The 25,416-nt window shown below is 35.4% G+C and carries 21 protein-coding genes; 17 read left to right on the plus strand and 4 right to left on the minus strand.

Annotated features, from left to right (window positions below; all coding sequences use genetic code 11):
* Positions 1 to 13 precede the first annotated feature (13 nt).
* The 15 genes from JWQ54_RS15065 (at position 14) to JWQ54_RS15135 (ending at position 16,840) form a co-directional block, all read left to right on the plus strand.
* Complete coding sequence (locus tag JWQ54_RS15065) at positions 14 to 676, plus strand: CatB-related O-acetyltransferase (RefSeq protein WP_299586166.1); 663 nt, start codon at positions 14 to 16, stop codon at positions 674 to 676.
* Complete coding sequence (locus JWQ54_RS15070) at positions 660 to 1,232, plus strand: acyltransferase (RefSeq protein WP_299586169.1); 573 nt, start codon at positions 660 to 662, stop codon at positions 1,230 to 1,232. Before JWQ54_RS15065 ends, JWQ54_RS15070 begins: the two co-directional genes overlap by 17 nt.
* Before the next feature lie 10 nt (positions 1,233 to 1,242).
* Positions 1,243 to 2,376: an NAD-dependent epimerase/dehydratase family protein gene (locus JWQ54_RS15075; RefSeq protein ID WP_299586171.1), complete on the plus strand. Its 1,134-nt coding sequence runs from the start codon at positions 1,243 to 1,245 to the stop codon at positions 2,374 to 2,376.
* The gene (locus JWQ54_RS15080) at positions 2,376 to 3,332 is read left to right on the plus strand and encodes a glycosyltransferase (RefSeq protein WP_299586174.1); all 957 of its coding nucleotides are present in this window, start codon (positions 2,376 to 2,378) and stop codon (positions 3,330 to 3,332) included. Before JWQ54_RS15075 ends, JWQ54_RS15080 begins: the two co-directional genes overlap by 1 nt.
* A gap of 10 nt (positions 3,333 to 3,342) precedes the next feature.
* Positions 3,343 to 4,245, plus strand: coding sequence for a glycosyltransferase (locus tag JWQ54_RS15085; RefSeq protein WP_299586176.1), 903 nt, complete (start codon positions 3,343 to 3,345; stop codon positions 4,243 to 4,245).
* Positions 4,245 to 5,429 (plus strand): O-antigen polymerase, encoded by a 1,185-nt coding sequence (locus JWQ54_RS15090; RefSeq protein ID WP_299586179.1) that lies wholly within the window; start codon positions 4,245 to 4,247, stop codon positions 5,427 to 5,429. The genes JWQ54_RS15085 and JWQ54_RS15090 overlap by 1 nt, the downstream gene beginning before the upstream one ends.
* Positions 5,413 to 6,258, plus strand: coding sequence for a glycosyltransferase family 2 protein (locus tag JWQ54_RS15095; RefSeq protein ID WP_299586182.1), 846 nt, complete (start codon positions 5,413 to 5,415; stop codon positions 6,256 to 6,258). The genes JWQ54_RS15090 and JWQ54_RS15095 overlap by 17 nt, the downstream gene beginning before the upstream one ends.
* A 57-nt stretch (positions 6,259 to 6,315) precedes the next feature.
* Positions 6,316 to 7,089, plus strand: coding sequence for a glycosyltransferase family 2 protein (locus JWQ54_RS15100; protein ID WP_299586185.1), 774 nt, complete (start codon positions 6,316 to 6,318; stop codon positions 7,087 to 7,089).
* Positions 7,090 to 7,138: 49 nt separating this feature from the next.
* Entirely contained in the window at positions 7,139 to 8,035 is an 897-nt protein-coding gene (locus JWQ54_RS15105) for an NAD(P)-dependent oxidoreductase (RefSeq protein WP_299586188.1), read from the plus strand.
* A gap of 173 nt (positions 8,036 to 8,208) precedes the next feature.
* A complete protein-coding gene (locus JWQ54_RS15110) occupies positions 8,209 to 9,528 on the plus strand; it encodes a hypothetical protein (protein WP_299586190.1) in 1,320 nt (439 codons plus the stop codon).
* Between the two features lie 186 nt (positions 9,529 to 9,714).
* Positions 9,715 to 10,686 carry a glycosyltransferase family 4 protein gene (locus JWQ54_RS15115; RefSeq protein WP_299586192.1) on the plus strand — a complete coding sequence of 324 codons (972 nt, stop codon included), beginning with the start codon at positions 9,715 to 9,717 and terminating at the stop codon, positions 10,684 to 10,686.
* Positions 10,687 to 10,847: 161 nt separating this feature from the next.
* The gene (locus JWQ54_RS15120) at positions 10,848 to 12,803 is read left to right on the plus strand and encodes a nucleoside-diphosphate sugar epimerase/dehydratase (RefSeq protein WP_299586194.1); all 1,956 of its coding nucleotides are present in this window, start codon (positions 10,848 to 10,850) and stop codon (positions 12,801 to 12,803) included.
* Positions 12,800 to 13,441 carry a hypothetical protein gene (locus JWQ54_RS15125; protein ID WP_299586196.1) on the plus strand — a complete coding sequence of 214 codons (642 nt, stop codon included), beginning with the start codon at positions 12,800 to 12,802 and terminating at the stop codon, positions 13,439 to 13,441. Before JWQ54_RS15120 ends, JWQ54_RS15125 begins: the two co-directional genes overlap by 4 nt.
* Entirely contained in the window at positions 13,438 to 15,132 is a 1,695-nt protein-coding gene (locus tag JWQ54_RS15130) for a capsule assembly Wzi family protein (RefSeq protein WP_299586197.1), read from the plus strand. The genes JWQ54_RS15125 and JWQ54_RS15130 overlap by 4 nt, the downstream gene beginning before the upstream one ends.
* Positions 15,133 to 15,145: 13 nt before the next feature.
* Positions 15,146 to 16,840, plus strand: coding sequence for a capsule assembly Wzi family protein (locus tag JWQ54_RS15135; protein ID WP_299586199.1), 1,695 nt, complete (start codon positions 15,146 to 15,148; stop codon positions 16,838 to 16,840).
* Here JWQ54_RS15135 and JWQ54_RS15140 read toward each other — a convergent pair.
* The 3 genes from JWQ54_RS15140 to JWQ54_RS15150 form a co-directional block, all read right to left on the minus strand.
* Positions 16,830 to 17,900 carry a hypothetical protein gene (locus tag JWQ54_RS15140; RefSeq protein ID WP_299586200.1) on the minus strand — a complete coding sequence of 357 codons (1,071 nt, stop codon included), beginning with the start codon at positions 17,898 to 17,900 and terminating at the stop codon, positions 16,830 to 16,832. The genes JWQ54_RS15135 and JWQ54_RS15140 overlap by 11 nt on opposite strands.
* 2 nt (positions 17,901 to 17,902) lie before the next feature.
* Positions 17,903 to 20,242, minus strand: coding sequence for an SLBB domain-containing protein (locus JWQ54_RS15145; protein WP_299586202.1), 2,340 nt, complete (start codon positions 20,240 to 20,242; stop codon positions 17,903 to 17,905).
* Positions 20,243 to 20,455: 213 nt separating this feature from the next.
* Positions 20,456 to 21,688, minus strand: a complete 1,233-nt coding sequence (locus JWQ54_RS15150) for a glycosyltransferase family 4 protein (RefSeq protein WP_299586204.1) — start codon at positions 21,686 to 21,688, stop codon at positions 20,456 to 20,458.
* 541 nt (positions 21,689 to 22,229) lie between these two features.
* Here JWQ54_RS15150 and JWQ54_RS15155 point away from each other — a divergent pair.
* Together JWQ54_RS15155 and JWQ54_RS15160 are read left to right on the plus strand one after the other, a co-directional pair.
* Complete coding sequence (locus JWQ54_RS15155) at positions 22,230 to 23,174, plus strand: NAD(P)-dependent oxidoreductase (RefSeq protein WP_299586206.1); 945 nt, start codon at positions 22,230 to 22,232, stop codon at positions 23,172 to 23,174.
* 13 nt (positions 23,175 to 23,187) lie between these two features.
* Positions 23,188 to 24,291 carry a glycosyltransferase family 4 protein gene (locus JWQ54_RS15160; protein WP_299586208.1) on the plus strand — a complete coding sequence of 368 codons (1,104 nt, stop codon included), beginning with the start codon at positions 23,188 to 23,190 and terminating at the stop codon, positions 24,289 to 24,291.
* On the opposite strand, the gene JWQ54_RS15165 is transcribed toward JWQ54_RS15160, so the two are convergent.
* On the minus strand, positions 24,288 to 25,415 hold the full coding sequence (locus tag JWQ54_RS15165; protein WP_299586211.1) for a glycosyltransferase family 1 protein: 1,128 nt from the start codon (positions 25,413 to 25,415) through the stop codon (positions 24,288 to 24,290). The genes JWQ54_RS15160 and JWQ54_RS15165 overlap by 4 nt on opposite strands.
* Position 25,416: the final 1 nt, after the last annotated feature.

Here is a 25,416-nt window from a genome sequence, read left to right on the forward strand (position 1 = left end):
GATATTTGTAATAATGTTTGAACACCTGAAGTATTACATTTCAAGGATTAAACAGCTTGCTAAAAACCAAATTCAATATCCTGATTGTAAGTTTTACAACGGTTCCATTCTAATAAATAGCCAACTTGGTCACTATAATATTTTGTTTCAAAACGCTCAGGTTATTAACTCAATAATTGGGTCACACAGTTATATACAGAAGCGGTCAACTGTTGTTAATGCAAATATTGGAAAATTCTGCTCAATGGCTTCTGATGTTAGCATAGGGCCGGGTATCCATAAGTTAAACGGTATAAGTACGCATCCATCATTTTTCTTAAAAAACACGCCCCTTATAAAAAAATATAGTCAGGAGGATGCATTCATCAGTTCCAAAGAAACAGTTATAGGGCATGATGTATGGATTGGTGAAAAAGCGATTATTTTAGATGGTGTTTCAATAGGAACCGGAGCGGTTATAGCAGCAGGCGCAATAGTTACAAAAGATGTGGCCCCATATGCCATAGTAGGGGGTGTGCCTGCAAAAGTGTTAAGAATGCGTTTTAATTCTATTGAAATTGATGGGATTTTGAAATCAAAATGGTGGGATAAAGACGAAGAGTGGCTGCAACAGAATTATAAAAGCTTTAATAATGTTTTAGATTTTACAAAAATGATAAATGAGAAACTATCTTAACCGGATCTGGTTTATACTTTTTTATATTTTAAATGCACGACTATTTAAGAAGCTGGCCTTTAAAGCTGTGCTTTATCCATCGGTTAGGGTACAGGGGAAAAAGTATATAAGTATAGCTGACCGTTCGGTAGTTCAAAGAGGAGGTTGGCTGCTTGCATTGAAAATTGGCGAGACAGATCCTTTATTAAACATTGGCAAAAATTGTGCGATTGGCGATTTTTCACATATAACAGTCGTAGGAGAAGTTATTATTGAAGATAACGTACTGATAGCCAATAAGGTATATATTTCAGATAATATTCATACTTTTGAGGACGTAAACCGGCCCATAATTAATCAAAAAGTACAGTTTAAAAAAATAGTCCGGATTAAAGAAGGCGCGTGGTTAGGTGAAAACGTTTGTGTGATTGGGGCAAGTATTGGGAAAAATACAGTTATAGGAGCTAATTCAGTAGTAACTAAGGATATACCTGATTTCAGCGTAGCTGTTGGTAGTCCTGCAAAAGTTATAAAAAAATATGATTTTGAAACTCAAAAATGGGTTTCTGTTGGTTAGGTATATATAAATGGAAAATATTTTAATTACTGGTGGGGCCGGGTTTATTGGTACTAACGTTGCCAGAGAGTTAATTAAACAGGGTTATAACATAACAATACTTGATAATTTTAATCCCCAGATACATGGAGAACGCCAGGAGCTTCCTGAAGACCTAAAAGATGCTGTACAGCTGACAATAGGTGATGTTAGCGATAAAGATACTTTTTATAGTGCTTTGAAAGGCAAAGATGCTGTTATCCATTACGCCGCTGAAACAGGCACCGGCCAATCAATGTATGATATTTCAAGATATACATTTGTAAACATCCAGGCTACTGCCACTTTGTGTGATTATATTGTTAATGAAGATCATAATATAAAAACGGTAATTGTTGCTTCATCCAGGTCAATATATGGTGAAGGAAAATATCATTCTGAAACCTATGGGGATGTTTATCCTGCTGCCCGAACCTATAATTCAGTAAAGGAAACTTTTGAAGTTGTTTGTCCGGTGAGCGGTAATAACAACCTTACAGTTAAAGCTACTGACGAAAATTCAAAGATCCACCCATCGTCTTTTTATGGTATAACAAAGCAGGTACAGGAGCAGATGATTATCCTGGCCACCAGGCTTAAAAATATTAACGGCTTCGCATTAAGATATCAAAATGTTTACGGGCCAGGTCAGTCATTAAAAAATCCTTATACAGGGATCTTGTCAATATTTTCAAGATTAGCTTTAAGGGATGAAAAAATAAACGTTTTTGAAGATGGATTGGAAAGCAGGGATTTTGTTTATATTGATGATGTAGTAAATGCCACGGTAAATTGCCTTAATGAAAAATTGAAGGGACAGCATATATTAAATGTAGGAAGTGGTGTTGCTACAACAGTTTTGGAAGTTGCTAATGAAATTGTTTCGTATTTAAACAGCAAATCAGAAATCATGGTATCCGGTATTTTTCGTGAAGGGGATATCCGGCATAATTTTGCCGATTTAAAGCTGGTTGAAAAAACATTGGGCTTTAAACCGGAATGGCAATTTAAAGAAGGTCTTCATAAATTTATCGACTGGGCATTACAACAAAACGATATGCCTCAAAATGTCGATGATTATAAAACTTCATTAACAGAGCTTAAGAACAGGGGATTGTTAAAATAATGAGTAGTAGTAATTTGCCGCTTGTAAGCATAGTATTTACCAGCTATAACCACCAAGAATACCTAAAACAAGCTTTAGATAGTTTAATTGATCAAACGTACAAAAATTTTGAAATAATAGTAGTTGACGATAATTCAACCGATGGCAGTCAAAAGATCCTGGAGAAGTACAAAGATCATACTAATATATCCCTGCATCTTCTTGAAAAGAATACGGGGAGTTATGTAAAGGCAAGTAACTACGGCGCTGGTTTTGCCAAAGGTGAATACCTTATGTTTGCCCAATGTGACGACTTTTCGGAGCCACAACAGGTAGAAAAGATAATGCAGGCATTTTTTGAGCATGATAATGTTGGCGTAGTATACTCAAAAAGTAATTTGGTAGACGAATCCGGGCATGCCTACTCAAATGATTATACAGGACGGGAAAAGGCCTTTAAAATAAAGTGCGCAACTGACGCAGTGATCAGCGGGAACGAAATGCGCAGCTTTCTTTCATTTGCATGCGTTATACCTAATTTAAGCGCTGCCATATTAAAGAAAGAATTATTTGATAAAGCCGGCAAACTATCTACCGATTATTTAGTAGCTGCCGATTGGGCCTTTTGGTTAGATCTGGCAGAACGGACAGACTTTTATTACATAACGGAGGCATTAAATAATTTCAGGCAACATTCAACTACTATCAGGAGTAAGATGAAAATAGCAAGGCAGATTGAGGAAATCTACGCTATATTTTATAAGCACATTAATACATATAACCTGGAACGCAATGACAGGCAGAAACTTAAAACAGGGGCAGGTGCGGTTTGGTTTTGGTACTTTTTAGAAAATAAAGGCCTGTGGCTGTCAAGTTTTCCCGGCTTATTGAAGAAGACATTTACTTTTGAAAAACTTAATTTTTATTATTTGGGTGCGGGCTTCTTTAAACATCTGAAAGAACATTTTAACAAATAGAAATGTAACTATGATTAACGGTTCCACTGTTAACACTTTTACTGTAATTATTCCAACTTTTAACAGGGCTGAAAATTTAAACCGGTGCTTAAATTCCCTGGAAATGCAAACCTATAAACAGTTTGAGGTTATAGTGTGCGATGATGGGTCAACTGATAATACTAAAGAGATTGTAAGCCGGTATCAAAATAAATTAAACCTTAAATATTTTTATTCGGAAAATTGGGGTGGCCCGGCACGACCAAGGAATCTTGGAATTGAAAATGCATCCTCAAACTGGATATTTTTTGTTGATTCGGATGATTGCTTTATCGAAACCAAAATAGCATACTTTTCTAAGATGGATCTTGATAATTACGACTTGATTTATCACGATCTGTATATAATTAAGAATGATAAAATTATAAATACAATTAAATCGCGACAATTAAAGCAAGACGTTTATCACGATTTATTGTTCAATCTTAATGCAATTCCAACTTCTTCTGTTTTGGTAAGGACAGATTTGTTAAAGAAAGCCAATGGCTTTAGTGAAGATAAAGCATTAATCGCGGTTGAGGATTTTGATCTGTGGCTTAGGTTGTGTGAAAATAATAATATCAGAACCAAATATGTTCCAAAAGCTTTAGGGCGTTATTATCTGGGCGATGATAATATTACAACAATTGATCATAAACAAATAGACAGGTTCAAGGTGCTTTATAAACCATATATTGATAGGGCAAATAACAAGAACACATTAAATAAGATAAAGGGTGCTTTAAATTACCAGGTCGGTAGGATCCATGCTTTAAATTCAGACATTAGCAATGCAAAGGCCTATTTACTAAAGGCATTAAGAGGAGGAAGTAACATAATAAAATTGAAAGCTATTTACCAATTAATAAGCTTATTAAAAAACAAGCATAAATAGTGAAAAAAGCATTCATAGTAGTAATTTCATTCTATTTGGGTTTTCATTTTATAATACCCGAACTGTATTCCTATTTTGTTGATAATGTACATGTTTATTCTGACCTTGTAGATAAAGCTGCAAGCAATAAAGCATTTTGGATCAATATTATCCCCGTGGGCTTAGTTGGTTTGACTATATATTTTCTTCCTAATAAGGATTATTTTATACCACCTGCAATTCAAAATGGTGCCGCTACTGAGCTTTTTTATATTGCAATGGCCTATAAGGCGTTTTTTATAATCATGGTTGGTGGTTTTTCAGGATTAATTTCGGGTGAAATGTCGGGTGCATTTTTGAATTATATCAACCTTTTTTTAAGCCCGATAAAATTATTAATGTGCGCTTTGTTTTTACAGAAGAAGAAGTCATCTGCGTTAATAATGATATTAACCTTTATTGTTGTATCCACGCTTGCAGGCAGCCGGAGCGCAATTTTAAGTGTATTCACTACTTTTTTAATAGGGATAGCTTTTGAGAATTTTAATTACTACAAAAGGAAAATATTTTTATTTCTAAAATATGCATTTATCATTTCGCCGATCCTTTTTATTTATGCCACTCAATTAAGATACGGCGCTGATTATATAGATTATAAAACAATAGGTAACTTAATTATGGGACGGGTTTCTTTTATTGAGCTCGGGATGATCCCTATTCATTATTATGATGGCGGCGGCTTAGACCTATCTCTATTTTATGAAAAATACGGATTTATTCACCAAACAAAACTGATTATTGATTCATTAATACCCGGAGATATATTTGGTTTTGATGTTATGCCAAATAATTATTTCAGGTCAATTTTCATGGGCTATACTGAAGAATTTGTAACGCAAAATTACATGTCAATGAACATTACTTTGCCGGTATACTTTTATATGCTTTTTGGATATTTAGGTGTGTTTTTTACATATATATATTTAATGTGCTATTTTTTTGTTTGCTACATGCTTAGAAAATTCCCCTTTGTAGTATTGCTTTTATTAGCAACATTATATGAAACATTATTATATTTTGATTGGGTAATGGTTTTTACCCAATTTTTCACAGGTGTGTTAACAATATTGGTTTTAAAGGGATATATAGTAGTACGCGAATCATTTAAACGGGAAGTAAAAAAGGTGCATGAACAAACAAATTAGTTTGATAATACCTACTTATGGCAGGTATGAAGAAGTAGGAAAATTGCTGGAAACTTTAAAGAACCAGGACTGTAATAAAGATGATTTTGAAGTAATAATTGTTGATCAGAATGATAAAATTGATTTAACTCCAATAACCAACCTGTATCTCAATGAATTGAATTTGATACATTATAAAACACCGGTTAAGGGAATAGCAAATGCTAAAAACAAGGGCATTGAATTATCATCAGCACCAAATATAACTTTTCCTGATGATGATTGTACCTATTATCCAAATACGATAACAATTGCATTGAATTTTCTGAAATCGCGCCCTGATGCTGATGTTGTATACGGGCGATTATATGATAGAGATGCCAGGAAAAACATTATGAGGAGCTGGCCGGTGTTTGAAAAACAAGTAACCATTTTTAACTTTCACTATACTTACTCGGCCATTACTGCATTTATACGAAAAAACGCCATTAGGTTTGATACAAATTTTGGAGTCGGATCATCATACGGAGTGGGGGAGGAATTAGATTACTTGCTTCAAACATTTAAATTAAAATTAAATAGCATTTATACACCTTTAATTGATATTTGGCACCCGCAGATAAATCCGGATGTAATGACCCCCGAAAAGGTATATTACTATGCAAAAGGCTACGGGGCTATTTGTAAAAAACATTTAAGCTTTATTATGTTTTTTACGTTTCTAACGTCCAATCTTTTTCAAATTCTGCAAATTGTAAAGTCATTATTATTATTTAACAACAAATTTGCGTACAAAAGGTGGCTTGCCCTTAAAGGGCGTATTGTGGGCTTTAATAGTTTTAAATCGTAAATTTTACATCCCCGGCATTACACCTGTTTATAGAATATAGAATAAATTATATTTTCAATGAAATACCAATTGACAGCGACAATTGTTCTATACAAAAATGAGCGCGATATATTAGATGAGGCAATTAATAGCTTTTTAAATACCGGTTTAAATGTGAAGCTATTTTTAGTTGATAACTCCCCTACAGATCAGCTTAAAGACATAAATGGCGATATTAGAACTGAATATATTTTTAATCCATCTAATCCTGGTTTTGGCGCTGCTCACAACCTTATTATGAAGGATGTTTGGGAAATTTCAGAATACCATATTGTTTTAAACCCGGATGTATACTTTGAACCGGGGACGCTCGAAAAGCTATATAACTTTATGGAGGCTAACAAAAACGTTGGCCATGTGATGCCCAAAGTTTTATATGCCAATGGAGAAATACAATATTTATGCAAAAATAATCCTAAACCGTTTGATCTTTTTGTAAGAAGATTTTTACCGGGACCATTAAAGAAATATTTTAAAGTAAGGATGGAGAAGTATGAGTATAGAGATAGGGACTATAATGAAATGATTTTGAACGTGCCTTATTTATCCGGTTGCTTTATGTTTTTAAGAACGGAGACACTAAAAAAAGTAGGCTTATTTGATGACAGAATATTTATGTACATAGAGGATGCTGACTTAACAAGGCGATTTCTTAAAGTATCAAATACAGCATATTTTCCACAAGCTGCTATTTTTCATCATTTTGCAAAAGGTTCACATAAAAGTTGGAGGCTAACCTGGTATTCAATACATGGCGCAATAATATATTTCAATAAATGGGGGTGGTTATAGACGTATTTAATTATATTTTAAATACAAGTAATAGCTTATAAACTACAAAATGGGTAATATTTTAATGACAGGTTCCACAGGTTTTTTGGGGAAGCACATTCTTAATAAAAACAGAAATGAGGTCACAACTTTGGGGCGTAAAAACTGTGATATTTTAAGTGATTTTGTAAATGATCCTTATTTAACGATTAAGGACAGCTATGAAACAATAATCCATGCAGCCGGGAAAGCACACTCAATACCGGTTACTGATGAGCAAAAGAAAGAATTTTACGATATAAATGTTCAGGGGACTAAAAATTTATTAAATGGCATAGAACGCGCCCCTTCACTACCAAAAGCTTTTGTTTTTATTAGTAGTGTAGCAGTTTACGGTAAGGAAACCGGGCACCTTATTAATGAAGATACACCTTTATTAGCAGCTGATCCTTATGGAGATAGTAAAGTTGAGGCTGAGAAGCTCATTTTGAACTGGTGCACTAAAAATAATATCACTTGTACAATATTAAGACTCCCCCTGTTAGCCGGCCCAAATCCTCCAGGTAATTTGGAATCTATAATTAAAGGAATTAAAGCAGGTTATTATTTTAATATTGATGGTGGAAAGGCTAAAAAAAGTATAGTTTTAGCTACTGATGTAGCCAGTATAATCACGGTAGTTTCAAAAATAGGAGGAATATATAATTTGACTGATCGTTACCATCCTGATTTTTCAGAACTATCTCAATCCATTGCCAAACAAATGGGAAAATCTAAACCTTTAAACATTCCTGGGTGGTTCGCAAAAATACTGGCAAGGTCAGGAGATCTGATAGGCTCCAAATTCCCAATAGACTCTAAAAGGCTACAAAAGATCACCTCAGACCTTACTTTTGATGATTCAAGAGCTGTTTCAAAATTTAATTGGAACCCTGAGCGTGTTTTGGACGGGTTTAAAATTATTTAATTAAACCAATTGAAAAAAAAAACGTCTGAAAAAAGAAAAATCAAATTGCGGAAACCATAATCAATAAGAATTGTTACCGAATTGTTACTTAGTTATACGTGTATAAATCCAATCAATAAATGTAAATTTTACATTTATTAAGAATATTTTAGAAGTTTAATCAATCTATTTAAATGAAATACAAATTTATAGTACCCCTCATTGTATTTATATTATTTTGCCAGGCAGGATATTCACAATGGTATAATGAAAAATTTCAAATCGGTAGCTTCGCAGACCCCCGGGTTTCGCGGGATAATAACCGGACAAAAGATTCCATATCATTTAATTTGTTTAAAGCTGCACGCTTTAATTTGTTAACAGGCCCTCAATATTATAATGGTGCGCAAGATTTTAGTTTAATGGATAAAACACTTGATCTGGCTGCAAAGTATAATCTTCACTTGATGGTAATAGATAGCAAGTTGAGTGTTACTAATGATAATTTTTCCAATGACGATGCTCAAAAGATCGTTTCACATTTTAAAACTATTGATGCAAAAAAAAGAAACGCAATTGGAGGTTATAGCTTCGGCGGCGAGTTTCCTTTGGCCAAAGCTGCTCAGGTAAAAAAATGGACTAATTATTTTAAAAACAATGACCCTGACAAGCCTGCTTTTGTTTATTTGTTGCCAAATTATGGGTTTAATAGCCGAAGTGCCTATGAACAATACCTCGACGGATATTTGAACGATCAGGATGCCGGTAACAGGCCTCAAATTGTTGCATATGATTACTACCCATTCCTCTCCCCGGCAATAATGTCATCGTATTTTTATAATTTAGGAATTATTAAGAAAAAAGCTGCAGGCAGGCCGGTTTGGTATTATATTCAATCAACTACAAAAAAAACGTTACCTGATATTACAGACTATCAACTTAAGTTTATGGCGTATTGTCCGCTAGCTTATGGGTCAAAGGGCGCAATATATTATACCTATGAGAGCATTCCTGATCATTATGGATTAAACTATTATGCCGCACTGATAAACACGTATGGGAATCCTACAAAAAAATATTACACAGCAAAAATTATTAACTATTATCTTTCCTCAATAGCCGGGCCAATTATCATGGAAAATAGGTGCGTTGGAACTTACCATGTATCAAATGATCCGACTAATGAAAATATTCCTGACAATTATATATTGACAGGTAGAAACAAGTACGTAAGAAGCGTAAGTGACAAAAACATATTGATTGGTGTATTTAAAGATCAACAATCCAGTAAATATTATCTTATGCTAATCAATAAATCCTCAAATGACTTATCTGATATTAAAATTTCTGTTCCCGGCAATAAATCTGTTACTGCTTTCCCGGGATCAGATAATTATCGTGGTGGCATGACTAAAACCCAGCTATCTACTACTAACGACAGAAAAAAAACCACAACTAATTTTAATTTAGAAAAAATTCCAGGAGGAGAAATGGCTATAGTAGAGGTAGATTAACTCTGTAATAATTTGCATCACCCATTTTGCATTTTCCTTTAAGTGTAATTTTCAGTTATAACCAAATTTAAATTTCACCATTTGGCTTAAGAGGAATTCTCTCCAAATTTCAGATTGATTATAAATTACGGCTAATTCATTTAATTAGCCGTAATTTGCGGTGCTAATTATTTTTTTAAACCTTGCATGAATATATTTTTGCTTTTACTTTTTTTTCTGGTACTATTCGGCGTTGAACTAATTTATTTCCAAATAGCCGACAGGTACAATATTATCGATCATCCAAACCATCGTAGTTCACACACTAAAGTAACAATAAGAGGGGGAGGTATAATTTTTAGTATTGCATTATTGTTAGGTCCTTTATATTTTGGCTGGGAATACAAGTACTTTCTTGCCGGGCTTTGTTTAATTAGTTTAATTAGTTTTATTGACGACGTTAGACCAATAAGAAAAAGAATCAGGATAGTTTTCCATTTAATTGCAGTTGCTTTATTATTTCAGCAGCTGCATGTTTATGATCTGGCATTTTATTGGATAATTTTGGGTTTCATATTGTTTATCGGGACAATAAATGCCGTTAATTTTATGGATGGAATTAATGGTATTACCGGTGGTTACAGCCTGGTAACATTGCTTACTTTGTGGTACATTAATGAGAACATAATTTTATTTACAGATGAAAAGCTTCTTGTAATAAGCATTATTGCAGTGTTGGTTTTTAATTTTTTTAATTTCAGAATTAAAGCTAAGTGTTTTGCAGGTGATGTAGGAAGTGTGAGCATTGCATTTATTATGCTTTTTTTTCTTTTACAATTAATTATTAAAACAAATGACCTTAATTATTTGCTATTATTATTAATTTATGGCTTGGATTCAACTACAACAATTGTATTCAGGATTTTAAGAAAAGAAAATATTACGGAAGCACACAGAAGTCATTTGTATCAATTTTTGGTTAATGAAAAAAAGGCTTCACATTTAATGGTTGCTGCATTGTATATGGTTGTGCAGGCAATTATAAATGTTTTATTAATATGTTTTTTACCAAAATCTCCTGTAAACTTTGTTTTAGCAATGGTATCTGCAACATTGATATTTGTTTTAATTCGTTTAAAACTCGAAGGAAAACGACGGCTTTTTAATATTGAAAAGTAGTTTATTTCAATTAATATATAAATACAGTGTTTAGTTGATTACTTTTGTTAAGAAAGCGATTTGTTATTATTAATCAATTACCTTGATATAATGACTGATTTGATGATTGAATTAGCCTATTGATAACTTATTTAAGTAATTTGTAGTTTTATATTTTTACCATGAATTCTTCTACCCTGTTCAGGCAAATAAATATAGTACCCCGCTGGATTATTTTTACACTCGACTTATTAATCAGCTTTTTTTCATTAGGAATTGCTTATTCGATAAAATACAATTTAAATATCTCCCATATAAATTATGTAGAGTTTAGCAGGAATACCTTAATTGCACTGGTATTAAGTACAATCGTTTTTTTTACTGTAAAAACTTATGCGGGCATAATAAGATATACCAGTGCACAGGATTCTTTTAGGATCTTAATGGCAGTGATAATAAGCAATGGCGCTTTTTTTTTAATGAACATTGTTTCAGCCGCATTTGCCAAACCTTTTTTTATTTCTAACTCCATTCTTATTGTTAATAGTTTAACCAGCTTTTTATTGATGGTTATTTACAGAGTAGTGATAAAATATTTTTTTGTATATATTAAAAATCTGAAGTTAGACAAGAAAAGAATTATCATTTATGGTGCGGGTGAGGCAGGGGTAGCTACAAAAAGAACTTTTGATCATGATTATAAAGTCAATAAAAACATTGTTGCTTTTGTTGACGATGATCAGAGAAAGGTTGGGAAAACAATTGATGGGATTAAAATATTAGACGCAAAGGATTTGTTAACACTGGTTGAAGAACATGAACTGGACGAGATTATTTTTGCTTCATATACCATACCACCTGAGGTTAAAAACAATATTATAGATATTTGCCTCGAAAATGACATTAAAGTATTGAGCATTCCTCCTCATGATGTATGGCCGAGCGGAAAATTACAGCCAACCCAAATTCAAAAAATTAATATTGAAGAACTTTTAAATAGAAAATCAATTGAGATTGATATAACAGGTATTCAAAAAGAACTAAAAAGCAAAAGAATATTAATAACCGGCGCCGCCGGCTCAATCGGCAGCGAAATTGTCAGGCAGCTATTGAAATTAGATACCGGTTTGATAATTATGTGCGATCAGTCTGAAACTGCTCTTCACCATTTATACCTTGAAATTGAGGAAACACATACTGATTCAAATTTTCATGCGTTTATCGGTGATGTCAGGGATGAAAAAAGAATGCAACACCTGTTTGAAACGTACAAGCCCCATTATGTGTACCATGCAGCAGCTTATAAGCATGTTCCAATGATGGAAGATAACCCTGCTGAGGCTGTAAAAACCAACGTTTTAGGTACAAAAACAATTGCAGACCTTTCTGTAAAATACGCTGTGCAAAAATTTGTGATGATATCTACAGATAAGGCGGTAAACCCAACAAATGTAATGGGCGCTTCAAAAAGGATTGCTGAAATTTACGTCCAATCTTTAAATAAGTCGTTAAATAATAAAGATTTTAGCTTTAGTAATGGTTTAAGCCATTTAAATAATAACAGATCACCCACCCGGTTTATTACAACACGTTTCGGTAATGTATTGGGCTCAAACGGTTCAGTTATCCCGAGATTTAAACAGCAAATAGAAAAAGGAGGCCCTGTTACAGTCACTCACCCTGAGATAACCAGGTATTTTATGACCATCCCCGAAGCGTGCCGTTTAGTTTTAGAGGCTGGTTGTATGGGTAAGGGAGGTGAGATATATATATTTGACATGGGTAAATCTGTAAAAATTATTGAATTAGCCAAAACAATGATTCGTTTAGCGGGCCTGGTACCTAACCACGATATAAAGATTGAGTATACCGGATTAAGACCGGGCGAAAAGCTATTTGAAGAACTGCTGAACGATAATGAAAATACTATGCCTACTCATCATGAAAAAATCATGATAGGGAAAGTGCGCGAATACTTATTTAACGAAATTGAAAGACAGATATATGATTTAATTCACCATGCAAAAAATAATGACGATCAACAGGTTGTAATATCGATGAAACAAATTGTTCACGAATTTAAAAGTAAGAATTCAGTTTTTGAGGAGTTAGACCTTATACCTAAAGCTATTTTATGATTAAAAAATTCCTCTTCATCATCCCTCTTTTTTTTATCACCGCTTGTAATAAGAACGTTAGTAACGAGGTAGTCGTTTATCATAATGATTTTGAAACAAATGACCTGTCCAATATTACTAACGGTGTAATAAGTACATACAATAATTCTTCAGTATTGGGACAATATAATGATGGCAATTTTATTTTAACACTTAACAATTTGCCTAAGCATGATATTATTACCATAACGTTTGATTTATACATTCATGATAGCTGGGATGGTAATAAAAAGGCACCTGATGGGCCAGACATTTGGGAGATGTTTATAAACGGAGATCCTTTTATATATACCACGTTTTCAAATGCCGCGTGTGCTCCGGGAAATTTTTGTTCACCTCAGTCGTATCCTGCTGATTATCCAAGCAATTATAATAACCCGCGGACTGGCGCGTACCGAATTGATTTACCGGGTGTTTGCAGTTGGAAAGATGATCCTAAAGGCACAACGTTGTATAAAATATCAAAAACCTTCAAAAATTCAGACAATAAATTGGTGTTACAGTGTGTAGATAAATTGGTTCAAACGAATACTGATGATCCGAAATGCGATGAGAGCTGGTCTGTGGATAATATCAATGTAAAAGCAGTTACCTTATGAAGATGCTAAAGCTTTCATTTATATGTGCATTAGTTGCGTTTGTACAATTTGGTGCAACAGCGCAAACATTACCTGTAGGCACGCCGGCATTGGAAGACTATTACAGAAGGGCCCAGCTGCTGGGCGCTACCGATTCAAGCGTATCCTTTACTGTACGGCCACTTTTTCCAAACTATATTAACAAAAAAGCCAATCCATTTTACCCTGATACTACTGAACATCAGTATAATATGCTGAATGCCAAGCGGACATGGAAGTTAACTAACACTAATATAAAAGGTGTTTTTTTGCCTTTGAGTGTACAAACGCAATTTAATTCTGATCATCCTTATGGATGGAACGATGGTAGCATGATCCCTGCCAAGGGGCTGCAAACACTCTTTAGTGTTGGCATCTTTGCACAATACGGGCCATTAACAATTCAGTTGAAACCTGAGTTTTTAATAGCCGCAAATTCAGATTTCGAAAATTTTAATAAAAATAGTTATGATGTAATATTTGCACGCTATTACGACATTTACAATAATATTGATTTACCTGTACAATTTGGAAAAGGTGAATACGATAAAGCGTATTGGGGACAAAGCAGTATTCGTTTAAATTATAAATCCCTGTCGTTTGGTTTATCAACTGAAAATTTATGGTGGGGGCCTGGCATAAGGAACTCGCTGTTAATGAGTAATACAGCCCCGGGATTTCTACATGTAACTTTAAATACTTTACGCCCTTTACAGACCCCTATAGGATCATTTGAAGGACAATTAATTGGCGGTAAATTGAGCAATTCCGGATATGCGCCACTTACGCCTGACCACAGCTATTTTGGTACTGATCTGTATATACCTAAGCCCAATGATTGGAGATATTTGGCCGGAATAATACTAACATGGCAACCGAAATGGATCCCCGGCTTATTTTTAGGATTTGATCAGAGCTCTCAAACTTATGGTAAAGATTTAAATGGCATAAGAGATTATTTACCTCTTTTTGCCCCCGTAAAAAAGGTAGGTGCTCCTGACGAGGCAATTAACAAACAAGATCAAAGGAGCTCGCTATTTATGCGCTGGCTATGGACGCAGGAACATGCTGAGATTTATTTTGAGTTTGGCCACAATAACTATACAGGTGATTTGACACAAGCATTATTATCTCCGGAAAACTCACGGGCTTATATTTTTGGTATCAGAAAACTTTTACCATTTAACACGGCGCGAAATGAAAACATAATGGTAAGCGTTGAAGTTACCCAACTCCAGGAAAATAATATTAGTAAAATTAAGGATGGTGATGAATGGTATACAAGCAAAGGCATAAGGCAAGGTTATACCAATTTGGGTGAGGTTTTAGGTGCAGGTATTGGCCCCGGAGCAAATTTACAATCAGTGGACATAAGCTGGGTTAAAGGATTAAAGAAAATAGGCCTGCAATTTGAACGCTATATACATAACAATGATTTTTACTATTACGCATACTACGATAGTTATGATTTTAGAAGGCATTGGGTAGATTTAAGTATTGCTGCTAATTATGAATGGAATTTTAAAAATTTAATAGTCAACGCTAAACTCCAAGGCATAAAGTCTTTAAATTATCAATGGTACCTGAGGCAAAATCCCGGCGATCCATATTTTGTAAATGGGGCCAATGCGTTTAACTTACAGGTCCAGGCAGGTGTTACATACAGGTTTTAACAGCTACAGCTAAATGAAAAAAATATTTTTTATATTAAGTATAGTATTGATTTTTACTGGCTTTAAAAGCATAGTAAATGCACAGTCTCTTCCTGTGGGTACACCTGTACTTGATGATTATTATAGAAGACAACAGCTGCTGGGAAAAGTTGATTCAAACATCTCTTTTACTGTTCGCCCCCTTTTTTCAGGGCCGTCGTTAAAAACGCATGATGCATATGACCCTGATAGTACATTAAAAAGCGATCATTGGATATCAACCGGCCCTGTTTCTTTTGCCAGAGGCCTTGGCACTTTTCAAATATTACCGGTGAGCTGGCAGCAGCAATTTAATTCTGATCATCCGTATGGTTGGAATGATGGAGCAATGATACCTGCTAAAGGGTATCAAACAATGCTTAGTGGTGGCTTTTTTGTTAAATTTGGGCCTTTAAGTATTCAATTACGACCAGAATTTGTTTATGCCGCAAACCCATCATTTAATGGATTTGCCACCGGACATTCTGATCAGGACCTGATCAAATACTATGGTTATCATGATTATATTGATTGGCCTGAACGATATGGCAACGGATCATACAGTAAAGCATTTTGGGGACAAAGCAGTATAAGACTAACTTTTGGACCGGCGTCAATAGGAATATCAAATGAAAACATATGGTGGGGGCCAGGCATTCGTAATTCATTAATATTAAGTAATAATGCACCCGGATTTAAGCACATCACTCTAAATACTGTGCGCCCTATAAATACCTACATCGGGTCATTTGAGGGGCAGATAATTGCTGGGCATCTGGATGCTTCCGGGTTTAATCCACTTGAAACAACTACCTTATCTAACGGAAAAAGCCTGCTCATTTCAAAAAGAAAAGATTGGCGTTATTTTACCGGGTTTAACCTTAACTATCACCCTAAATGGGTTGAAGGGTTAACATTGGGGCTAACCAGGACATTTGATGCCTATCATAATGATGTTAAAACTTTTAGTGAGTATGTGCCTTTCTTTTTCCCTTATCAAAAGCAAAATACTGCTGATGGCGATCCTATACCGCGTGATCAATATACTTCACTGTATGCCAGGTGGCTATTTACTAAAGCGCAGGCAGAGGTTTATTTTGAATATGGGCTAAATGATAATTCATATAACTCCAGAGACTTTATAGGCTCGCCTGACCATTCACGTGCATATATTTTTGGTGTGCGTAAAATGCTCCCAATAAACGGACATGCCGACCAGCATATTTTATTTGGTGCGGAAGTTACCCAACTTTCACAAACTCCTGACCGTATTGTAAGAGAAGCAGGGGGATGGTATGTACATGGAGGAGTAAAAGATGGCCATACTAATGAAGGACAGGTTCTTGGAGCTGGTACCGGTTCAGGGGGTAATCTTCAATCAATGGAAGTTAGTTGGGTAACAGGGCTAAAGAAATTAGGGGTTAGGTTTGAACGGTACGAGCACAATGTTGACTTTCAGGAGAAGTATTTCCCAGATATAAACGGCAACAGCCGTAAATGGGTTGACTTTGCTTTTGCTTTGCAAGGTGAATGGAATTACAAAAATTTAATATTTAACGCAACGCTTGAAGAAGTAAAATCATTTAATTACGAATGGGTATTAAAAGATTACAACCCTGGCGACTATTACATCCCGCATAATGATGTTTATAACCTTCATGCGGTATTGGGTGTAACTTTTAGATTTTAGCCTGCTTTTTGCGCGTTAATAATATATAAAAACTGAATAACAACCCGGCAATAATAAGTCCGCCTAATATTGCTATTGAGTATTTAAGCCTGTTTTTCTTTAAAGGCAACTCAGGCTCATCAACTACTTGCACGGTTGGGGTTTCCTGTGCCAGCATAGTTTTGCTTGATTCGAGGTTTTTAACTGTTTCAGAAAAAATAGTGCTCAGCACAATTTTGTCACGCTCTTTTATATCCACACTAGCGTTTGCCTTTGTATAAGCAGGGTTGACATCTAACAGACTTTGGTTTGCCGCCGATAGATCATATGTTTTATGATTAAGGATGGCTCCTATACTATCTGCACGCTGTTGTAAACGTTCTACATTGCTTCTTAACCTTTTTGTTTTTGTGCTGATAAAAAAGTCAGTTGATTGTTTGATCATCCTGTTGCAAAAAAGCATGGCCAGCTTTTCATCCTTCATGGTTGCATTTACCTCAAAAAAGCCAAGTTTTTTATCGGTTTTTGAGATCCCAAACTCACCGGAGAGGATTAATGTGGTCATCTCATGCAGCAAGCTATCCTGTAACCGTGTATTTTTTACTCCATTTAACGGGAAGCGAACTATTTGGCCATTGGAACTATATTTTAGCCATTTTTTATCCAGTTTGTTTACCGCAGCATAACGGTCGGCAAGCGTTTGCGTACTATCATAGGCAGTTAGCAAGGTTGTTTTTATCAATTTATGACTTTTAATTAATTCCTCAACATTGTCGCCGGCTAATACGCCGCTGGCCCCTCCTAAACCATCAAGGTTAAACCCCAACTGGCCCGCTAAAGCTGATAATCCGCCTGCGCCTCCTGTCGATTTTGAATCATCCACAACAAAAGTTAGCCTGGCGGTATAAGTAGGTGTCCATAGCCAGGCTGTTAGTGCGCCCAATAAAGCACCAATAATTAAAACCAGCGCCAAAGCCTTTTTGAATTGAAAAATGTAAGCTACATCGCCTGCACGATCATTAAGCAGTTTTTTAAAAGAGAACTCCGGCTCGTATGGATATGGAGGATTTTCCTGGTTCATTATTATTTATGTAAAATGGCAATAATACTAACTATTGCAGTTAACGCTGCGGCTATTCCACTTATATCTCCAATGCCTATTTTAATTCTTGAGTCAGCCGTTTTTTCAGGTACCACAATTTTGCTCCCGGGTTTCACTGCTGGATAGTTGCGGAAAAATAAAAAGTGTCTTACCGGCTGATTTAGACCATCGGGATATTTGATGTAGGCACCTTTTAACCGCGCATTTTCTGTAGTACCAGCTGCGGCATTAATGTAATATTTAAAACTACGTCCATTATAGCTTATGTATTGCGGGTTGTTTACCGCCCCGGATACTTCAACATATGAAATAACGCGGGGAACATATACACTGTCCCCAGGCAGCAGTATCATATTGCTATTTTCTTTTTTACTGTGATCTTTTGTTGTAAGATCAACATTAACCCGGATTCCTTTTCTGTAAACCTGTGCATTTTCAAGAGAACCATAAGGGGTAACCCCACCGGCGCGGTTTAAAAAATCAATGGCTGTTTCATCTCTTTTCTGGACAGCATAATCACCCGGAAACACAATCTCGCCCTTAACACTCACATTACCTAGTGAACGGTAGTTAACCAACCGCGGAACATAGATAAAATCCATAGGCTGCAATTCAACATCCTGGTTGGCACCGGTTTTATCATCCATATCTACAACAAATGTATTAACCAGTTGGTTAGCTACGCTATCAGATTCGTTTTTAATGATCCTGGATATTTCAACATGATGATCAGCAGCTTCTTCATCAAAACCGCCTGACATTGCAATAACATCTGCCAGTTTTAGTCCTTTACGATAAGTTATAATAGATGGCTTTCTAACAAAACCATCGACAGTTATTTTTTGATCCGGGGTAAAAACATCACGGTTAAGTATCACAACAGAATCTTCACGTAGTAATGGTATATCATTTTTTCCGCTAACAACATCCCCCGGTTTGAATGAAACAAGTTCCCTGGCCAGGTTAGGCAGGGTTCTTTTAATATAACCCCGTTCCATATACGCTTCAGGTTTTAAGCCCTGTGCGTTTTTCAATAGCTGGGCTAATGTAAAACCCGCAGTAAGCTCATATGTGCCGGGGCGATAAACTGCACCTTCCAGTGTAATCCTGTTAGTATATCGGTCAGTAATAGCTCCTATTTGAACCATGTCGCCATTATGCGGAATATAATTTGCAAAAAGATTTGCAGGAACGTCTTTTACCTCGCGTTCAAGCGCATTGATCTGATCAACCTTAGCAATGCCTTTATAAGCTATATCGGTGTATCCACCGGCGTATTTTATCAGATCTTCAAGATTTTCATTTTCTCTTAATTCATAAATGGCCGGGTTTTTTATTTCACCATTAATGCTTACCCGTTTTTTGTAAACCGGGATCCTGATCACATCCTGATCTTCGAGACGGACATTTCCATCCAGTAATCCTTGCTGCAGAAAGCTGTAAAAATCAACGGTTTTATAAAGTTTGTTGTTTCTTATTAGCTGTATGTTTCTTAATGATCCGTTTTGGTTAGGGCCACCGGAATTATATAGCACATTAAAAAGGGTGGACAGGGAAGACAGCGTATATGATCCCGGAGTTTTTACTTCACCAACTATGGTTATCTTAATGCTGCGGGTATTACCCAGGTTAATTGCCAGTTGTGTTTGTCCCGAACTTAAAGCGGGGTAAACCTTGGTCATTTTGCTTTTAATTAAGTTGGTAGCCTGCTCAATGGTAAACCCATTTACATAAACAATGCCTGCATAAGGAATTTGTAAATTACCTTCAGGACTAACCTTGCTCCGCACACTGCTTTCATTTAACCCGGTTAACAGTACAATTATTTCATCGCCAGGTCCTAATACGTAGCCTTTCGGGGTTGCTACCGAAAAATTAGGCTCAAATTTTATAGCTGTTTGATTAAAAAACTCGGAGCCATATACACTCAATGTTTTTGCTGCGGGGACCGGTTCAGGCTTAGCTGTTTTTGGGGTTAATACCGTATCATTAGCATCTCTTGAGTAATCTATTTTTTTCTTTTCGGATGATTGATTGGTCTTTGTGCCGGTTTTTTTATTCAGGCCCAGTAAAGTTACCCTGTCTTTAAACGCTGCTACCTCGCCGGGAGGCATCCCTTTTTGAATCATCAGCTTATAAGCATCCTGTTCGGGTATTCCCGAGTCCTGTAGTTTTTTCCAGGCCTGGGTTATTTGTTCATCACTTAATGTACCTACTTTAACGTTTTGAATATTGCTCAGGGAAATCTCCTGGGCCATTGCCTGTTTTGTAAAAACAATTAAAGTAAAAAATAAGATATATAATAGGTATTTAATCCGCATGTAAAAATTGAGGTTAAGCTAACGGTGCAAATATAAAATATTATATCGGTCTAATGCCATAAATAGCGTGCTGCTAAGTTAGCTTAGGCATTAATATAATACGTGCGTTTGCTAAACAATACCTTATACAATTAGTTTGTTTATCACAGATAAAAATGTTTAGCGCTAAAGAATAATTTATATATGAGAACAATAGATTTTATCAATAGTACCTTATAATAATGGGATGAGCTTTTGCAGACTTTTAAAATGAGTTTCGTTATTAATAAGTATATTAATATGCTCATGAGCGTTTTTACCCATTTGCGTCACAGAATCATTGTTTTTATATAACCATTTAATTTTTTCGGCTAATTGCTCAACATTCCCTGGTTCAAACAGGAGCCCTGTATAATTATCAATAACCATTTCGGGGATACCACCAATGGCTGCACCAATAACAGGCTTACCTAAAGCCATAGCTTCAACTACAGTAAAGCCCAAAACCTCGTAGCATTCTGACGGGCAAATTAAAAACCCAGCGCCATTAATAATTTCAAGCGTTTCTTGTTTGCTTTTTTTGCCTAAAAAAGTAACGTTATTTAATTGATTGGTGTTTTTAAACGCTTTTAATTCTTCTTCCTGTGTGCCGTCGCCTATTATTTTGAGCGAAATTTCAGTGCAGGTTTGCATGGCTTTTAATAAGGTGTGCGCTCCCTTAATTTTTTCGAGCCGGCCTACAAAAACTATGTATTTTTCATCGCTTTGAATCGGAGTTAGTCTTGCTTTTTCAATTCCTGCGTAATCATACCCATGGTAAACCTGCACCAGCTTTTCATTGAAAAAATTGAATTGTTTATATTTTTCATACTGGAAAACGGAGGGGCAAACGTAGTGATCTACATAGGCATAATAGTTAAGGTATTTATGGACGTAGTTTTCCAAAGCGGCAACAGTACTTGCCAGGTACGATCCTTTTTTACATGAGTGCGTAATGCAATTATAAAATGCGCCGCCAAAGCACCGTTCACAAATTTGACCATGACTTACAAATATGCTATCCGGGCAAATAGGGGTGTATTCATGCAATGTCCATATAATGGGTATATTTCTTTTTTTTAAAATCTTTAAAATAGTTGGCGTAATATAATGATGAATAACATTAATATGGGCAAAATCTATTTTAACATCATTTAAAAGCCTTTCAAGATTGTCCTGGGCCTCAAACGAGTAAATGCTTTTCATTACTACTTTTACGCCGGCAGACAGGCTTCGCTTATTAACTTTTTTATAGTCAATGTTTTCTATAAAATAATCTGAATAGGGAGACGGAAAATTCCTGTCATCTTTCATAGAAAATGGAATAACATGATGCCCCTTTTGCTGATAAATGTTTACCACGTTTTCAACGTATGTCCAATCCCCGCCGCTTGGATACCATGACCAGTTTACAACAAGAATATTCATTTCAGATAGTTATTGGATTCAGAATAAAAGTCGTTACTTTTTCAATTTTTTTAACAAAACAAAACAAAATTCAAAGATGGCTGTATTAAATCATATTAATATGATAAAAATAAAAGTTTAAAAATTTGGCGAATTATTTTACACTAAACCCTGATCACATCTCCTCGGGCTATAAACAAAAGTTATATCTTGAAATGTTAATCCTTTTTAGTATTTCTGAATTAATATCCATTTGTGGTGTAGCGGTATGGTGTAAGTTTTCCGTAATATATAGACTTTAGTGATTTTGTTTTAGCAAATTGCAGGATAACCGCAGCTTTTACTTCCAATGAATAAATTGGCGTTTTGGTTGCTAAAATTTTATCTAACAATGCTAAAAATCAAAGTATTTGAATTATATTATCAAATTATTAAGAGTTTTAAAAAATTATTCTGGTTAGTAAAGCAAAAAAAGTTAATTTTGGGAAGTGACGACTATCTATATAAATCCTGTCACTACTGAATCAACTACCAGATTCGTCCTTATGGTTTTAACATTTATATGAAGAAAAAGATTTACATTGCCGGTGCAGGTGGAATGCTTGGGGAAGCTTTTTATCGCATATTTAAAAACGATTACGAAGTTAAGTGCACAGATAAGGATGTAAATGAAAAATGGCTTAGCTTTTTAGATTTTCGTAATTTTGAAAAATATAAAAAAGAAGTAGAAGATTTTAAACCCGATTACCTGTTTCATTTAGGCGCATACACTGATCTTGAGTTTTGTGAGCTTAATTTAGACGACACCTACCTAACCAACACTACAGCTGTTGAAAATGCTGTCTTCATTGCAAATAATTTAGATATACCATTGTTATATATTAGTACTGCGGGTATATTTGACGGAACTAAAGATTTTTATGATGATTGGGATGAGCCTAACCCCTTAGGCCACTACGCCAGGTCAAAATATATGGGCGAACGGTATGTACGCGAAAATGCCAAAAGATACATAATTTGCCGTGCTGGCTGGATGATGGGCGGCGGCCCCCACAAAGACAAAAAATTTATAAATAAGATAATTAAGCAATTGGCAAGCGGAAAGCGCGATCTGCATATTGTAAACGATAAAGACGGAACACCAACTTTTACTGTTGATTTTGCCAAGAATGTAAAATTATTGATCGAAAAAGAATACTGGGGTTTATATAACCTGGTTTGTAATGGTGAAACCAGCAGGCGTGAGGTAGCTGAAGAATTGGTTAGAATATTGGATCTTGAAAATGATGTTACTTTTCATGAAGTTTCATCAACTTATTTTAAAGATACTTATTTTGCACCAAGACCACCTTCTGAGCGTTTGATAAATAAAAAGCTGGAACTGAGAAACATGAATATTATGCGCGATTGGAAGATCGCCTTAAAAGAATACATTAACGATTACTACACAGATTATTTAAAAGAAAAGAATATTTATTCTGTAAAGGAAGATATATTTACTTTATAAATATTACTTAAGAATGCGTATTGCTGCTTTTGGCTTTCGGTCAGTTCCTCCCTCAAAAGGTGCTGCCGGGGCTGATAAATTTGCTCTTGAGCTATTTCCGCGACTTGTTAACCGGGGGCACAGTGTTGTTGCTTACAACAGGAGGTACCCTGATGTGTTTGTTGATATCAGCGAATATAAAGGCGTACAGATAAAAACCTTTAAAACAACCTCAAAAAAAGGGTTCGATACCCTGTTACACTCCTTTAAATGCACCTGGGATATTATTTTTAATAACACAGCCGATATTGTACATATACAAAACGGCGGTAATAGCATTTGGGCATTACCGCTGCGTATGTTTGGTAAAAAAGTATTTATAAGCCAGGATGGAGTAGATTGGAAAAGGGATAAATGGCCCTGGTACGGGAAGCTTTATTTAAAATTATCGGCATTTATTACTGCCCATGTACCCAATGAGGTAATATTTGATAATGTAATAGCAAAGAAGCTTTTTGAAGAAAGATTTAATAAACAATTTAAGTTTATACCTTTTGGAAGTGAAGTAGAGGCCGGGACTGGTGATACCGGTATTTTGCTGAAGCATGGGCTTAAAAAGGGTGAATACTATTTGTTTGTAGGGCGGTTTATTCCTGACAAAGGCCTGCATTATTTAATACCTGCGTTTAAAAAATCAATCTCCAATAAAAAGCTGGTATTGATAGGAGGTTCACCCAATCCTTCGCGTTATGAAAAACAACTGCTGGATATGGCAAGTGACAGGATTGTTTTCCCTGGGTATGTATATGGCAATGATGTTAACACGCTAATGTCAAACGCTTACTGTTATATTCAGCCTTCAGATGTTGAGGGGCTGTCGCCGGTTGTATTAACGGTAATGGGTTTAAATGTGCCAATGATCGTTAGTGATATTGAAGAAAACCAATATGCAGTTTTAGGCACGGCACGTATGTTTAAAAAAGGCAGCATTGAATCATTAACGGAAGAAATTAATTTTTGCGAGGAGAATTATTCTGAAATGTTAGCCCTGGCTCAAAAAGCACAGACCCGTGCTTTAAGTGTATTTAACTGGGAGAAGGTTGCCGATGAGCATGTAAAAGTATTTGAAAATAGCTAAACGGCTTTTTTAAATACCTCAATCAGCTTAACAGCTGTGTTCTCCCACGAAAAAAGTTTTAAGCGTTCCTGCCCTTTGTTGATCATGTCTTTCCGCAAATCTGCATTGTCTAATACGGTTTTTATCTTTTCAGCAATATCAGCTATATCAAACGGGTCAAATTGTAAAACAGCATTTCCGCCAACTTCTGGCAGGCAGGTATTATTGGAAACCAGTACTGGTAAGTTATTTTTAAAAGCTTCTAATACGGGAATGCCAAAACCTTCATTTACAGATGGAAAAACATATATTAAGGCATTTTGATAAAGCTCACCCAATTGCTGGTCAGATAAATATCCGGTTATTACTACTTCATCAGTTAGCTCATAGGTTTCAATGGCATCCAATATCATTTTAAAATCACTATCAAAGTGGTTTGCCGGAGTTGGTCCTGCAAGCACTAATTTTAATTGTGGGTAGCCTGAACTTTTTACTTTGGCAAAGGATTCAACAAGGGCAGGTATATTTTTCCTTTTAAACATTGATCCAACGTGCAAAATATAATTCTCAGCATTAATTGAAAATGAGCTTAGCAACTGTTCAGCTTTGATTTGTCCGTTATGGTTTAGTGTTTTTGGGCCTTCATATACCACTATTAATTTATCACCAGGGATCTGGGTAAAGTGACCTATCTGTTTTTTTGACCAGGCGGTTGGTGCAATAACAAATGGCGATCTTTTTGCTGCCGGTATAGCTGTCTTCATATAGAGCCACAACCATAGCTTACCATAATTTTCGGGCGACTCAAAGCAAAAAGCATCATGAAAAACGGGGATAGTTTTATATCCTAAATGCAATAAGGGGACACAGTTATCGGCACAAAAAACAATGTTACAGCTTTTAAAAAATGCTTTAAGCGGCAATACCAGTTGTTTCCATAGCTGATATCTAAAGTGTTCAATATACTTAAGTAGTTTTTTACTGCCGGTGTAAACAGGTATGCTGGTGTCTAAAAAATAGAAGCGGACCTCATCACTTTCCATTTTTTTAAACTCTTTGCAAAGCTCTTCCAGGTAAGTACGGGTTCCGGTTTTAGCTATCCGCAAATCACGCACATCTACTGCTATGGTTAATGGTTTTGGCATC

This window comes from Mucilaginibacter sp., assembly GCF_028288225.1.
Classification (GTDB): domain Bacteria; phylum Bacteroidota; class Bacteroidia; order Sphingobacteriales; family Sphingobacteriaceae; genus Mucilaginibacter.

Bases quoted from the DNA above. Each gene is read 5' to 3' on its own strand.
- JWQ54_RS15165 (WP_299586211.1), bottom strand. From the start codon at position 25,415: ATGCCAAAACCATTAACCATAGCAGTAGATGTGCGTGATTTGCGGATA.
- JWQ54_RS15110 (WP_299586190.1), top strand. From the start codon at position 8,209: ATGAAATACAAATTTATAGTACCCCTCATTGTATTTATATTATTTTGC.
- JWQ54_RS15140 (WP_299586200.1), bottom strand. From the start codon at position 17,900: ATGAACCAGGAAAATCCTCCATATCCATACGAGCCGGAGTTCTCTTTT.
- JWQ54_RS15150 (WP_299586204.1), bottom strand. From the start codon at position 21,688: ATGAATATTCTTGTTGTAAACTGGTCATGGTATCCAAGCGGCGGGGAT.
- JWQ54_RS15135 (WP_299586199.1), top strand. From the start codon at position 15,146: ATGAAAAAAATATTTTTTATATTAAGTATAGTATTGATTTTTACTGGC.
- JWQ54_RS15080 (WP_299586174.1), top strand. From the start codon at position 2,376: ATGAGTAGTAGTAATTTGCCGCTTGTAAGCATAGTATTTACCAGCTAT.
- JWQ54_RS15125 (WP_299586196.1), top strand. From the start codon at position 12,800: ATGATTAAAAAATTCCTCTTCATCATCCCTCTTTTTTTTATCACCGCT.
- JWQ54_RS15065 (WP_299586166.1), top strand. From the start codon at position 14: ATGTTTGAACACCTGAAGTATTACATTTCAAGGATTAAACAGCTTGCT.
- JWQ54_RS15105 (WP_299586188.1), top strand. From the start codon at position 7,139: ATGGGTAATATTTTAATGACAGGTTCCACAGGTTTTTTGGGGAAGCAC.
- JWQ54_RS15070 (WP_299586169.1), top strand. From the start codon at position 660: ATGAGAAACTATCTTAACCGGATCTGGTTTATACTTTTTTATATTTTA.
- JWQ54_RS15120 (WP_299586194.1), top strand. From the start codon at position 10,848: ATGAATTCTTCTACCCTGTTCAGGCAAATAAATATAGTACCCCGCTGG.
- JWQ54_RS15145 (WP_299586202.1), bottom strand. From the start codon at position 20,242: ATGCGGATTAAATACCTATTATATATCTTATTTTTTACTTTAATTGTT.
- JWQ54_RS15130 (WP_299586197.1), top strand. From the start codon at position 13,438: ATGAAGATGCTAAAGCTTTCATTTATATGTGCATTAGTTGCGTTTGTA.
- JWQ54_RS15100 (WP_299586185.1), top strand. From the start codon at position 6,316: ATGAAATACCAATTGACAGCGACAATTGTTCTATACAAAAATGAGCGC.
- JWQ54_RS15160 (WP_299586208.1), top strand. From the start codon at position 23,188: ATGCGTATTGCTGCTTTTGGCTTTCGGTCAGTTCCTCCCTCAAAAGGT.
- JWQ54_RS15115 (WP_299586192.1), top strand. From the start codon at position 9,715: ATGAATATATTTTTGCTTTTACTTTTTTTTCTGGTACTATTCGGCGTT.
- JWQ54_RS15155 (WP_299586206.1), top strand. From the start codon at position 22,230: ATGAAGAAAAAGATTTACATTGCCGGTGCAGGTGGAATGCTTGGGGAA.
- JWQ54_RS15075 (WP_299586171.1), top strand. From the start codon at position 1,243: ATGGAAAATATTTTAATTACTGGTGGGGCCGGGTTTATTGGTACTAAC.
- JWQ54_RS15095 (WP_299586182.1), top strand. From the start codon at position 5,413: ATGAACAAACAAATTAGTTTGATAATACCTACTTATGGCAGGTATGAA.
- JWQ54_RS15085 (WP_299586176.1), top strand. From the start codon at position 3,343: ATGATTAACGGTTCCACTGTTAACACTTTTACTGTAATTATTCCAACT.